This is a genomic window from Collimonas fungivorans Ter331 (genome assembly GCF_000221045.1).
In the GTDB taxonomy this organism is placed as follows: Bacteria; Pseudomonadota; Gammaproteobacteria; order Burkholderiales; family Burkholderiaceae_D; genus Collimonas; species Collimonas fungivorans_A.
The window spans coordinates 4,037,324-4,050,588 of record NC_015856.1 but is presented as its reverse complement, the minus strand read 5'-3'; the positions used below and the strand labels follow the sequence as shown (position 1 = coordinate 4,050,588).

General features: G+C 62.5%; 10 protein-coding genes. 6 read left to right on the top strand and 4 right to left on the bottom strand.

Features of this window, described 5'->3' with window-relative positions:
- The first annotated feature begins 2 nt into the window (after positions 1–2).
- A complete protein-coding gene (locus tag CFU_RS18015) occupies positions 3–1,301 on the top strand; it encodes a glycerate kinase type-2 family protein (protein WP_014007441.1) in 1,299 nt (432 codons plus the stop codon).
- A 123-nt stretch (positions 1,302–1,424) separates the two neighbouring features.
- Positions 1,425–2,846 (top strand): pyruvate kinase, encoded by a 1,422-nt coding sequence (gene pyk, locus CFU_RS18010; protein ID WP_014007440.1) that lies wholly within the window; start codon positions 1,425–1,427, stop codon positions 2,844–2,846.
- 85 nt (positions 2,847–2,931) lie between these two features.
- Here the strand turns inward: pyk and CFU_RS18005 are convergent, their stop codons facing one another.
- Entirely contained in the window at positions 2,932–3,525 is a 594-nt protein-coding gene (locus CFU_RS18005) for a TetR/AcrR family transcriptional regulator (RefSeq protein WP_238531337.1), read from the bottom strand.
- A 435-nt stretch (positions 3,526–3,960) separates the two neighbouring features.
- Here CFU_RS18005 and CFU_RS18000 point away from each other — a divergent pair, with 435 nt between their 5' ends.
- The 4 genes from CFU_RS18000 to CFU_RS17985 are packed head-to-tail and all read left to right on the top strand — an operon-like array spanning position 3,961 to position 8,463.
- Entirely contained in the window at positions 3,961–4,893 is a 933-nt protein-coding gene (locus CFU_RS18000) for an esterase/lipase family protein (protein ID WP_041742332.1), read from the top strand.
- Between the two features lie 2 nt (positions 4,894–4,895).
- Entirely contained in the window at positions 4,896–5,813 is a 918-nt protein-coding gene (locus tag CFU_RS17995; protein ID WP_014007437.1) for a lipase secretion chaperone, read from the top strand.
- Positions 5,810–7,102 carry an acetyl-CoA C-acetyltransferase gene (locus CFU_RS17990; RefSeq protein WP_014007436.1) on the top strand — a complete coding sequence of 431 codons (1,293 nt, stop codon included), beginning with the start codon at positions 5,810–5,812 and terminating at the stop codon, positions 7,100–7,102. Before CFU_RS17995 ends, CFU_RS17990 begins: the two co-directional genes overlap by 4 nt.
- A 14-nt stretch (positions 7,103–7,116) precedes the next feature.
- Complete coding sequence (locus CFU_RS17985; protein ID WP_041742331.1) at positions 7,117–8,463, top strand: 3-oxoacyl-ACP reductase; 1,347 nt, start codon at positions 7,117–7,119, stop codon at positions 8,461–8,463.
- Between the two features lie 67 nt (positions 8,464–8,530).
- On the opposite strand, the gene CFU_RS17980 is transcribed toward CFU_RS17985, so the two are convergent.
- The 3 genes from CFU_RS17980 to CFU_RS17970 form a co-directional block, all read right to left on the bottom strand.
- Complete coding sequence (locus tag CFU_RS17980; protein WP_014007434.1) at positions 8,531–9,892, bottom strand: 8-oxoguanine deaminase; 1,362 nt, start codon at positions 9,890–9,892, stop codon at positions 8,531–8,533.
- 44 nt (positions 9,893–9,936) lie between these two features.
- Complete coding sequence (locus CFU_RS17975) at positions 9,937–11,697, bottom strand: allantoate amidohydrolase (protein WP_041742330.1); 1,761 nt, start codon at positions 11,695–11,697, stop codon at positions 9,937–9,939.
- 100 nt (positions 11,698–11,797) lie between these two features.
- Positions 11,798–13,192: a nucleobase:cation symporter-2 family protein gene (locus CFU_RS17970; protein WP_014007432.1), complete on the bottom strand. Its 1,395-nt coding sequence runs from the start codon at positions 13,190–13,192 to the stop codon at positions 11,798–11,800.
- Positions 13,193–13,265: the final 73 nt, after the last annotated feature.

The following is a 13,265-nucleotide window of genomic DNA, read 5'->3' as shown; positions in this document are numbered from 1 at the left end:
GCATGACTATTGCCAACAGCGCCGCGAACAGCATCAAACCTCGCCAACTCCTCCTCGATATGTACCAGGCCGCGGTCGACGCCGTCAGCGCCACCAAATGCCTGCCCGAATACCTGGCCAGGATTCCTGCGCCGAGCGGCAAGGGACGCACGCTGGTGATCGGCGCCGGCAAAGGCGCGGCAGCGATGGCCAAGGCGGTGGAAGATCATTGGCAGGGCGATATCTCCGGCCTGGTGGTGACGCGTTACGCCCACGGAGCGGACTGCAAGCGGATCGAAGTGGTGGAAGCTTCCCATCCGGTGCCGGACGAAGCCGGCCGCAAGGCGGCGGCGCGCATGCTGGAACTGGTCCAGGGGCTGACTGCCGACGACCTGGTGCTGTGCCTGATCTCCGGCGGCGGCTCGGCCCTGCTGGCGTTGCCGGCGCCGGGCATTTCGCTGGAACAGAAACAGGCGATCAACAAAGCCTTGCTGAGAAGCGGCGCCAATATTTTTGAAATGAACTGCGTGCGCAAGCACCTGTCCGCCATCAAGGGCGGCCGGCTGGCGCTGGCCTGCGCGCCGGCGCGGGTCGTGACGCTGATGATTTCCGATATCCCGGGCGACGATCCCGGCATCATCGCCAGCGGTCCGACCCTGGCCGATCCGACCACTTGCGCCGACGCGCTGGCGGTGCTGCGCAAATACAATATCGAAACGCCGGAAGCGATCCTCAAGCATCTGGAATCCGGCGCCGGCGAAACCGCCAAGCCCGGCGATCCGCGCCTGGAGCGTAACCAGCACTATGTGATCGCCACTGCGCAAGACGCCTTGGATGCCGCCGCGGCTACCGTTGTCGCTGCCGGCCTGACGCCATATATCCTGTCCGACGAAATGGAAGGCGAAGCACGCGACATCGGCCTGGCGCACGCAGCATTGGCGCGCCAGATCGCACGGCGCGGGCAACCGTTCAGCAAGCCTTGCGTGGTGATTTCCGGTGGTGAAACCACGGTCACCGTGCGCGGCAAAGGCCGCGGCGGCCGCAACGCCGAATTCCTGCTGAGCCTGGCGACCGCGCTGGACGGCTTTCCCGATATCCACGCGATTGCCTGCGATACCGACGGCATCGACGGTTCCGAAGACAACGCCGGCGCCATCTACCAGCCGGATTCCATGCGCAAGGCGGCGGAACTGGGGCTACGCCCGCGCGCCATGCTCGACAACAACGACGGCTACGGTTTTTTCAGCGCGCTGGGCGACCTGGTCGTCAGCGGGCCGACGCGCACCAACGTCAATGATTTCCGCGCCATCCTGATTCTCTGATTGCGCCGGAGCTGACTTCCTCAATCATGAAAATGCTGCGTCTGACGCCATTCCGGGTGGACGCAGGTATTCCCGCCGCTTAACTGGCCGATCTACCGGTCGATCCTCTACAGAAAGCTCATCATGCGCCGTCAACGTAAAGCAAAAATCGTCGCCACGCTCGGCCCCGCCAGCGCGGACCAGAAAACCATCCTGGCCTTGTTCGAAGCCGGCGCCGATGTCTTCCGTTTTAACTTCAGCCACGGCAGCCACGCCGATCACCAGCAACGCTATGACATCGTGCGCGCGGTCGAGAAAATCGTCGGCCGCCCGATCGCCATCCTGGCCGACCTGCAAGGACCAAAGCTGCGCATCGGCACTTTCGCCGACGGCAAGATAGCGCTGCAAGCCGGCCAGGAATTCACGCTGGACCGCGACGTCACGCCTGGCAGCAGCCAGCGCGTGTGCCTGCCGCATCCCGAGCTGTTCGAGGTGATCGCCGGCGGCCAGTCCTTGCTGCTGGACGACGGCAAGGTGCGGCTGCAGGTGCTGAGCTGCGACGGCCAGGCTATCCACACCCGGGTAATCAACAGCGGCTCGCTGTCGGACCGCAAGGGCGTCAATGTGCCGGATGCGGTATTGCCGATTCCGGCCCTGACCGAAAAAGACAAGCGCGACCTGAAATTCGCGTTGGAACTGGGCGTCGACTGGATTGCGCTGTCTTTCGTGCAGCGGCCGGAAGACGTGCTGGAGGCGCGCGCCCTGATCGGCGACCGCGCCAGCATCTTGTCGAAACTGGAAAAGCCGGCGGCGCTGGACCAGTTGGATGCGATTGTGCAGGTATCCGACGCCATCATGGTGGCGCGCGGCGACCTTGGCGTCGAACTGCCGCCGGAGCGCGTGCCTGGGGCGCAAAAGCGCATCTTGCGCGTCTGCCGCCAGCACGGCAAGCCGACCGTGATCGCCACCCAGATGCTGGAATCGATGATCACCTCGCCGGTGCCGACCCGCGCCGAAACCTCGGACGTCGCCAGCGCCATCTACGACGGCGCCGACGCCGTGATGCTGTCGGCCGAATCGGCCAGCGGCGCTTATCCGCTGCCGGCGGTGGCGATGATGGACCGCATCATCACTGAAGTCGAGCGCGACCCGCTGTACCAGAACATGCTCGACGCGCAGCATGAGTCGCCGCTGCCGACCCGCGGCGACGCCATCTGCTCGGCCTTGCGCGACGTCACCCGCATCATCGGCGCCAAAGCCACGGTGACCTATACCAGTTCCGGCCACACCAGCCTGCGCGCTGCGCGCGAACGGCCGATGGCGCCGATCCTGAGCATCACGCCCAAGCTGTCGACGGCGCGCCGGCTGGCGCTGGTATGGGGTGTGCATTCGACCATCAGCGACCAGGTGCATAACGAGAGCGAAATGGTGACTGCCGCCTGCCAGACCGCTGTCAAGGAAGGTTTTGCCAAGGCTGGGGACCAGATCGCCATCACCGCCGGCATGCCGTTCGGCGAAGCGGGCAGCACCAACCTGCTGCGCCTGGCGGAGATCTGGCCGCAGTAAAGCTATCTGCAGGTTAAATAATAAAAATGCCATGCTGATGCATGGCATTTTATTTGCGGGATCGTTCGAGACGGCGAGCGGCAGGTTACTTCTGGCGCGGCGCCAGCAGCAGTTCCTTGGTGAAGATCAGCTGCCTTTTGCGGGCCTTGTCGTCATTCAGGTCCCACAGCAGCGACTGCGCCAGCTGGAAGCTGTACAGAGTAAACGCTCGGCTGTTGGCCTCCGCTTTGCCAAAACCCATGCCCTGGAAGCCTTTGCTGTAGTAGGTAAGCCGTTGCTGGTCGACCTCGCGCACCGCTTGCCGCGCCATGTCGTCGCGCCGCGACCAGGCGCGGATGGCGAACTCGATCATCGCCGCGCGGCGCGCCGTGAGGCCATGGAAGGGCAGGGCCAGCACTTCGTCCAGCACTTCCTCGGCCGAAAATACGCGTCCCTCGAATGTGCGCAGTACTTGCGTCGTGGTTCTCTCATGCCACCTTTTCAGCAGCTTGGAGAGCAGGTCGTTCCTGTCCTTGAAGTGGTAATAGAAACTTCCCACCGTAATACCCAGCTCGCGCGCCAGCGATTCGACCCGCACGGCGTCGATGCTTTTGCTGATCAGCAGTTCGGTTGCCGCATCGATCCAGTCATCGGGGGACAGGATTTTTTTTGTTTTCGCACGGCGTGGTGATTCAGGCATTGTTTCTTCGGACGACACTCCAGTTTCTCCCCTGATACGGCATGTTGTACAAACCGGGGCGCCCGCGCCTGCCGGCTGCGGATCCTGGTACGAGGCGACCGGCTGCCCTTCATTATAGTTCATGCTTCCCGCGAAGAATCGACGGCCGGACCGCAATAAACGATCTTCCTGGCGGCCCTCAAAAGACGTCGAACTACAAAAATAGGGTACCCTATGTTTAAATAGGCTAGCCTATGTTAGAGTGCATCAGGCAGATGACCGCCTGCGATGTCAGATTGATATTTTTAGCAGGAAATGAGACGCCGCCGCAGAGCGGTGCTTCGTTGAAGTGGCAGGAAACCGAGGATGCTGACAATGGAAAGGAGAAATCCAGCAGGTAATCCAGAACGTGGTTTCACTCGTAACGAGTTCATAAAATTTTCGGAGATACATAAAATGAAAAAGCAATTCTTGCAATGGCTTGGCGCCGCCCTGGTTGTCTTGGCCGTCTTGCCGGCGCCGTCCTGGGCGGCTACCGGCTACACCCAGACCAAATACCCGATCATCCTGGTGCACGGCTTGTTCGGTTTCGACAAGATCGGTCCGGTCGAGTATTTCTATGGCATCCCTGAAGCGCTGCATGCCGACGGCGCGCAGGTTTACGTGGCCGAAGTATCGGCTGCCAACAGCACCGAGGTGCGCGGCGAACAGTTGCTGACTTACGTCAAGCAGGTGCTGGCGGCTACCGGCGCCTCCAAGGTTAACCTGATCGGACACAGCCACGGCGGCCCAACCATCCGTTACGTCGCCTCGGTGGCGCCGCAGCTGGTGGCTTCAGTGTCCAGCGTGGCCGGCCCTAACAAGGGTGCGGCGGTGGCTGACATCGTGCGCGGCGTGGTGGCTCCAGGTTCCTTTACCCAGGCGATACTGGGATCGGTTGTCAATGGCTTCACGACGCTGATCGATGCGCTGTCGGGCGGCGGCAATCCGCAGAATTCGGTCGCTGCACTGGATTCGCTGACTACCGCAGGCATGGCCAAGTTCAACCTGGCGCATCCTGAAGGCCTGCCTGCAACCGCATGCGGCGAAGGCGATTACCAGGTGGGCGGCGTGTATTATTTTTCCTGGAGCGGAGGCCAGCCTCTGACCAATATGCTCGATCCTAGCGACGCCAGCATGGGCCTGCTTTCGCTGGCGTATGGCGGCGCCAAGAGCGACGGCCTGGTGAGCAGCTGCGGCAGCCATCTGGGCCGCGTGATCCGCGACAACTACGGCATGAACCACCTGGATGAAGTGAACCAGGTGCTTGGCCTGGTGAACATTTTTGAAACCAGCCCGAAGACGGTCTATCGCCAGCAAGCCAACCGCTTGAAAGGCCTGGGACTGTAAACATGCAAATCCGACATCCATTTGTCTGGATCGGGGCGGCGGCTTTGGCCGCCGCCATTGCCGTGCCGTTGCTGATGACGCGCGAGGAGCCGCCCGCGCCCAAAAAAGCCGCCGCGCAAGCCGACCTGTTCCCATTCGTGAAATCGCTGCAAGGAACCCACCCCGATGGCGACATCAAGGTTGCCGCCGGCGACGTGCTGGTGGTCGACGCCCAACTGGTGGACTTGTTTGACTATTACCTGAGCGCCATGGGCGAGAAACCGCTGGCTGCAATCCGCAGGGAAATCGAGCAGGAACTCGAACGGCGCCTGACGCCGAACGCCGCCGGCGAGGCCAAGCGCCTGCTGGGAAATTACATCGAATACAAGACCGCGCTGGTCGAACTGGATAAAAATCCGCAGCTGGGCGGCAACGGCCTGGCAGCGATCCGGCAGCGCATGGAAAAAATGCAGGAATTGCGCGCCCGTTTTTTCAGCCCGGCGGAAAGCAAGGGCATGTTCGGTTCCAGCGATACCGAAGACATGGATACGCTGGCAAGGATGGAAATCGGCCAGGACAAATCGCTGAGCGAGGCGCAGAAGCAGGCAAAGCTGGCCGCGCTGGACGCCGCCTTGCCGGCGTCGGTGCGGGAAGCGCGGGCAGCGCCCCTGAAAATCGTCAAGCTGGAGGATAACGCGGCCAAGATGCGGCAGCAGGGCGCCAGCGAAGACGATGTCTATCGCATGCGGGCGGCAGCCTTGTCGCCGGAAGCGGCGGCGCGCATGGCGGAAGTCGACCAGGGCGAAGCGGCCTGGAAAAGCCGGATTAGCGCTTACCTGGCAGAACGTAGTAAGCTCAGCAATGCCGACGCCATCGCGGAACTGAGAAACAGGATGTTTGACGCCAATGAACAAAAACGCCTGCCTGCCTATGAAAAATGAGCCCCATGAATAAGCTGCCTGCGCGCCGGGTCGCCATCGTCGGCGCCAACCGGATTCCGTTCGCGCGCTCGAATACCGCCTATGCGGAACTCAGCAACAAGACCATGTTGACCGACACCCTGCGCGGTCTGGTCGGCAAGTACGGACTGGCGGGCGAACTGCTGGGCGAAGTCGTCGGCGGCGCGGTAATGAAACATGCGCGCGACTGGAACATGCTGCGCGAATGTACGCTGGACAGCGGCCTGCATCCGGCCACTCCTGCTTTTGACATCCAGCAAGCCTGCGGCACCGGGCTGGAAGCCGCCATCCTGGTGGCCAACAAGGTCGCCCTGGGGCAGATCGAGGCCGGCATAGCCTGCGGCGTGGACACTACCTCGGACGTGCCGGTCGGCGTCAATCCCGGTTTGCAGCGCGGCTTGATGAAGCTGAATGCAGCGCGCGGCAGGGGCGACAAGCTGATGGCGATGTTGCGCCTGCTCAAGCCGTCTTACCTGATCCCCGAAATTCCGGCCAATGCCGAGCCGCGCACCGGCAAATCGATGGGCCAGCATGCGCAGATCACGGCCGCGCGCTACGGCATCAGCCGCGAGGCGCAAGACCAGTTGGCCCTGGCCAGCCACGTCAACCTGGCGCAAGCTTGCGACGAAGGTTTTTTTGACGACCTGGTGATGCCGTATCACGGCCTGACGCGCGACAATAACCTGCGCACCAATTCTTCCCTGGAGCAGCTGGCCAAGCTGAAGCCAGCCTTCGACCGGCAAAACGGCACGATCACCGCAGCCAATTCTTCGCCGCTCACCGACGGCGCCTCCGCCGTGCTGCTGGCGTCAGAAGAGTGGGCGCAGAAAAAAGGCTTGCCGATAATGGCTTACCTGGTTGCGGGCGAAGTCGCCGCAGTGGATTTTATCGACGAGCACGAAGGTTTGCTGATGGCGCCGGCCTATGCCATCCCGCGCATGTTGCGCAAGCATGATCTGGCCTTGCAGGATTTCGATTTTTACGAAATCCACGAAGCCTTTGCCGCGGTGGTGCTATGCACCCTGGCGGCCTGGGAGTCGGCCGATTTCTGCCGCGACAGGCTTGGGCTGGAGCAGCCGCTTGGCGCCATCGACCGCAGCCGGCTCAACATCAAAGGCAGTTCCATCGCCACCGGCCATCCGTTTGCCGCCACCGGCACGCGCGTGGTGGCGACGCTGGCGAAAATACTTGAACAGGCAGGCAGCGGCCGTGGCTTGATCTCGATTTGCGCCGCAGGCGGACAAGGCGTCACCGCAATATTAGAAAAGTAGAGAAAGCAGTATCCATGTCCGACCTGTTAATCAAATTGTCCGGCAGCCGCTTCGGCGCCGGTGTCGTCAAGCTGTTGGGATTGCCGGCGCCGGTTGAACTGGCGCGCAGCGAAGGGCCTTATGCAGAGCAGCCGTTGACGGGGAAAAAAATCCTGCTGGGCGGTTCGCAGAACGGCTATGCCATGGAGCGCCTGCGGCAGATCGCGCGCGATGCTGGCGCCGTGCCGCTGGAAAGCGCCGATGGCGGCCCCGACATCCTGATCATGGACGCCACCGGCTGCACCAATCCGTCCGACTATCGTGCGCTCTACGATTTTTTCCATCCGCTGATGCGCTCGATAGCGCGCAACGCCAGGGTGCTGATGGTGGCAGCTTTGCCTGCGGCGAGCGGCGACCCGATCGCGGCGGCAACGGCGCGCGGCATCGAAGGATTCAGCCGCTCGCTGGCCAAGGAACTGGGACCGCGCGGCGCCACTGTCAACCTCGCCTATGTCGCCAGCGATGCGATCGATCGCCTGGTGGGCGTTGTGCATTTTTTTTGCGGCGTGCAGACAACGTATGTGACCGGACAAGCGCTGCATGTCACTTCCCAGGTGGCTGCACCGGCGTCGCTGGTTTACCACGGAGCGCTCAAGGCCAAGGTGGCGCTGGTGACGGGCAGCGCACGCGGCATCGGCCGGGCGACCGCGGAGCGGCTGGCGCAAGAAGGCGTGCAAGTGATCTGCCTGGATATCCCGGCGGCCAGCGCGGCCTTGCATGAGACTTGCAGGGCGATCGGCGCGATACCGCTGCTGCTGAACATCGCCAGCCCGGATGCGCCGCGCCAGCTGATGGATTTTTTCAAGGAACGGTTCGGCCGCCTGGATATCCTGGTGCACAACGCCGGCATTACGCGCGACAAGACTCTGGCCAACATGAAAGAGCAGTCCTGGGACCAGGTAGTGGACATCAATTTCTCCGCCATGGCGGCAATCGACCGCATGCTGCTGTCGGAAAATATCCTGCGCGACCAGGCCCGGCTGGTTTACCTGTCGTCCATCAGCGGCGTAGCCGGCAATTTCGGACAGACCAACTATGCGCTGACAAAAGCCGCGCTGATCGGCTATGTCGCGGCGCAGGCGCCGCTGCTCGCCGGGCGCGGCATCTGCGTCAACGCCGTGGCGCCCGGTTTTATCGAAACCGCGATGACGCGGGACATGCCGTTCATGGCGCGCGAGATCGGCCGCCGCCTGAACTCCGTGAAACAGGGCGGCCAGCCGCGCGATGTGGCGGAGCTGATCACCTTCCTGTGCACCCCTGGCGCCTGCGGCATCAGCGGCGAAACCATTCGTGTTTGCGGCCAGGGCCTGGTCGGCGCCTGAATAACCGTCCCAGATGGAACAATGGCCGCCGCATTGCGCCGGCGGCCATTGTTTCCGAAAACGCGTCTCAGCGCGCGGCTTCAGCCAGCGATAGCGCCAGCTTGTTGTGGCGCTCCAGTACATTGCCCAGATCGACAGTAGTGAACTGGCCGTTGCGCACCACCACCCGGCCGTTGATGATGCTGTAGGCGACATCGGCCGGCGTGCAGAACACCAGCGCCGCCACCGGATCGTGCCAGCCGCCGGCAAACCCGACTTTGTTCAGATCGAACAGCACCAGGTCGGCCGACATGCCTGGCTTCAGGGCGCCGATATCGTCGCGGTTGAGCACCTTGGCGCCGCCCAGCGTCGCCAGTTCCAGCGCCTGGCGCGCGGTCATGGCGTCCGGACCGAAACCGACCCGCTGCAGTAGCATCGCTTGCCGTACTTCGCCCAGCATATGGGCGCCGTCGTTAGAGGCAGAGCCGTCGACACCGATGCCGACCGGCACCCCGGCGTCGACCATCTTGCGGATCGGCGCGATGCCGGAGGCCAGCCGCATGTTGGAGCAGGGGCAGTGGGCGATGCCGGTGCCGGTGCGGGCGAACATGTAGATGCCTTCATCGTCGAGCTGGACGCAATGCGCATGCCAGACGTCATGGCCGACCCAGCCGCAGTCTTGCGCGTACTCGGCTGGCGTCATGTTGAATTTCTCGCGGCTGTAGGCGATGTCGTTGACGTTTTCCGCCAGGTGGGTATGCAGCGAGACGCCGTGATGGCGCGCCATCACGGCCGATTCGCGCATCAGGTCGCGCGACACCGAAAACGGCGAGCAGGGCGCCACCACGATGCGCTGCATCGCATGGCGGCTGCTGTCGTGGTAGGTCTCGATCAGGCGCTGCGTATCTTGCAGGATGGATTTTTCATCTTCCACCACACGGTCCGGCGGCAGGCCGCCTTTCGACTGGCCGACGCTCATCGAGCCGCGGGCGGCGTGGAAACGCATGCCGATCTGCTGCGCCGCTTCGATGCTGTCGTCGAGCTTGCAGCCGTTGGGATAGATGTACAGGTGATCGCTGCTGGTGGTGCAGCCGGACATGATCAGTTCCGCCATCGCGGTCAGGGTCGAGACCTGGATCATCTCCGGCGTCAGGTTGGCCCAGATCGGATACAGGTTGGTCAGCCAGTTGAACAGCTCGCCGTTCTGCGCCGCCGGGATCACGCGCGTCAGGCTCTGGTACATATGGTGATGGGTATTCACCAGGCCCGGGATGACGACGTGATTGCCGGCGTCGATGACTTCGTCGGCGGTCTGCGGAAGGTCGGCGCTGCTGCCGACCTGTTCGATCACGTTGTCGCGGATGAAGACTGCGCCGCCGTTTATTTCGCGGCGCGTTTCGTCCATGGTGACGACCACGCGCGCATTTTTTATCAGTAAGGTTTTAGACATTGCGTTTGATCCAATTAGATCCGGTTAGATCCAGATGCGCTGGTTCAAGGCTTGGGTGTAAAGCGGCGTAGGAAATCCAGCAAGATTTGCGCCGATACTTCGGCATCGTCCGCAGTCATTGTTTCCAATGGGTTGTGGCTGATGCCGCCGTTGCCGCAACGCGTAAACAGCATGGCGACGTCGGTTATTTTAGCGATGGTCATGGCGTCATGACCGGCGCCGGAAGCGAGCTTGAACGGCTTGACCCCGGCGCGTTCGGTGGCCGCGGACAACTGGTCCATCAGCCACGAAGCGCACGGTGCGGCGGGCGCCGACACCATCTTCTCGACATTGGCTTCGATGCAGCGGCGTTCGCATACCGTTTCGATATGGCGCAGCACGTCTTCCACGGCAGCGTCGCGGATAGCGTCGTCGGCGGCGCGGATATCCAGCGAGAATACGCAGGCGCCGGGAATCACGTTGGTGGAACCGTTAGGTACCTGCAGCTGGCCGACGGTGCCCACCAGCGATGCCTGCTGGTCCTGGGCGCAGCGCTGTTCCACGTACAGCAGGATTTCGGCGGCGGCGGCGGCGGCGTCCTTGCGCATCGGCATCGGCGTGGTGCCGGAATGGCTGGCGACGCCTTTCAGCTGCACCATGTAGCGGCAGCTGCCGGCGATCGAAGTGACGATGCCGACCGGCAGGTCGCGCTGCAGCAGCACCGGCCCTTGTTCGATGTGGACTTCGACGTAACCCAGCAAATCGGCCGGATTGCGGGCGATGGCGGGAATCGCCGCCGGATCGTGGCCGGCTTGCAGCAGGGCGTCGCGCATGCTGACGCCGTCGCGGTCGAGCGTGTTCAGCAACTCCAGGTTGAACTGGCCGATGATGGCGTTGCTGCCGAGGAAAGTGCTCTTGAAACGCACGCCTTCCTCTTCCGAGAAAGCGACGATTTCGAAATGGAAAGGCAGCTTTTCGCCGCGCTCGTGCAAGTGCTTGACGATGGCGATCGGCAGCAGGATGCCTTCGCGGCCGTCGTACTTGCCGCCGTTGCGCACGGTGTCGTAATGCGAACCGGTCATCAAGGTCTTGGCGGCCGGATTGTCCGACAGGTAGCGGCCGACCACGTTGCCGGCTGCATCGGTCTCGGCCTGCATGCCGGCTTCGCGCATCCAGCCGGCAATCTGCGCGGCGGTGCGGCGGTGGGCGTCGGTCATGTAGGCGCAGGTGAGGCCGCTGTCGTCATCGCTCCAGGCGCCGATCTGCTCGGCCCATTGCATGATGGTCTGGCCCAGCTGCGGCGCATAACCGAGCAGGTCGTTGCTGCGCATTTCGGCGATGCGGCCGATCTGGCGCAGCGCTTCTCCCAGCTCGTCGTCGAACTGGTTTTTCAGGCGCCGGCTGAAAGTGGCGATGATGGCCTGGCGCGACAGGCCCTGGCCGTCGGCGCCTTTGACCGCGAGGATGAACGGAAAGCCGAATTTCTTGTTGTAGTCGGCGTTGAGTTTTTGCAGCGTGGCGAATTCTTCCGGGCTGCAATTATTGAGCCCGGCCTTGGCCTGTTCTCCGGTCGATTCGGCGGTCAGTTCGCCGGAAATGGCGGCCTTGCCGGCCAGCTCCGGGTGGGCGCGGATCAGGCCCAGCTGTTCTTCCCTGGTGGCCGAGCTGACCACCGCCTGCATCGCCAGTTTGAAGGCGGTGATGTTGGCGAACGGCCGCTGCGCGGCGGCGCGTTCGGGAATCCACGGCGAGTGCTCGTAGATGCCGTGCAGCGTCGCCACGAATGCCGTTACATCGCTGTTGTTCAATTGTTCTAAAGTTGTCATTTGTATCATCGGCGGGTCCGACCCGCTTCTTCCTCGGTTAAATCGCTGCCATTTCAAATACGGGTTGGACCCACCTTACTTCAATTTACTGCAAAACGGCTTAGTGATCGGAGCTTTGCGCCGCCGCCAGCGCGTGCGAGCGGCTGTCTTCGCTGGACCCCTTGCCGTTGAAAAACAGGTTCAGCAAGACCGCCATGCTGGACGCCAGCAAGATGCCGCTATGCAGGATGGTCGACAGGAATACCGGCATCTTGTCGAAAAAGGTCGGCGCCACGATAGGGATCATGCCGGCGCCGAAGCTGACGGCGACGATGAACAGGTTATTGCGGTTGTGCTGGAAATCGACCTTCGACAGGATCTTGATGCCGGTCGCCGCCACCATGCCGAACATGACGATGCCGGCGCCGCCCAGCACGAACTGGGGAATCGAGGCAGCCACGTGCGCCATTTTGGGGAACAGGCCGAACAGCATCAGGATCACGCCGGCTGCGGCGCAGACATAGCGGCTGCGTACGCCGGTGACGCCGACCAGGCCGACGTTCTGCGAAAACGAGGTATAGGGGAAGGTATTGAAGATGCCGCCGATCACGCTGCCCAGGCCGTCGACGCGCAAGCCGCGCGCCAGGGTCTTGTCGTCGATTTTCTTGCCGACGATTTCACCGAGGGCGATGAACATGCCGGTCGATTCGATCATGGTCACGATCATGACCAGGCACATGCTGAGGATGGAGCCGATGTCGAATTTCGGCCAGCCGTAATGGAAGGGCCGGATAAAGGCGAACCATTCGGCGTTGCCGAGGCCGTAGAAACTGATCTTGCCCATCCCCATGGCGATGATGAAGCCGATGATCATGCCGCTCAGCACCGAGATGTTGGCGATAAAACCCTTGACGTACTTGGTGATCAGCAAAATCGAAATCAGCACCACCAGCGCGATGCCAAGGCTGGTCGGCGAGCCGTAGTCGGGATTGGGAATCTTGGTGAAGACGCCGTCGACCAGGGTGCCGATCACGGGCTGGCCGCCGGCCGCCCAGTTGATCCCTACGCCCATCAGCGAAATGCCGATGACGCTGATCACGGTGCCAGTCACCACCGGCGGGAAGAAGCGCATCAGGCGGCTCATGTAGGGCGCGGCAAAGACGCAGAATATGCCGGAGACAATCACCGCGCCGTAGATATGGACAATCGTCAGCTGCGGGTTGCCGGCCATCGCCACCATTGGACCGACGGCGGCGAAGGTGACGCCCATCATCACCGGCATCCTGATGCCGAATTTCCAGAAGCCCAGGCTCTGGATCAGGGTCACCAGGCCGCAGCAGAACAGGTCGGCGCTGATCAGGAAGGCGATATCGCTTTTGGCCAGGTTGAGGGCGCCGCCGATGATCAGCGGCACGGCGATTGCGCCGGCATACATCACCAGCACGTGCTGCATGCCGAGCGCAGCGAGTTTTCCTACGGGGAGTTTTTCATCTACCGGATCTGTGCTGCTGTTCATCGTGTGTCTCCTGGGTGCAGTTATTTTAGTGCTTGCGGCAACATCGATCCGGCCTTTTTACTTCCTGCCCGGC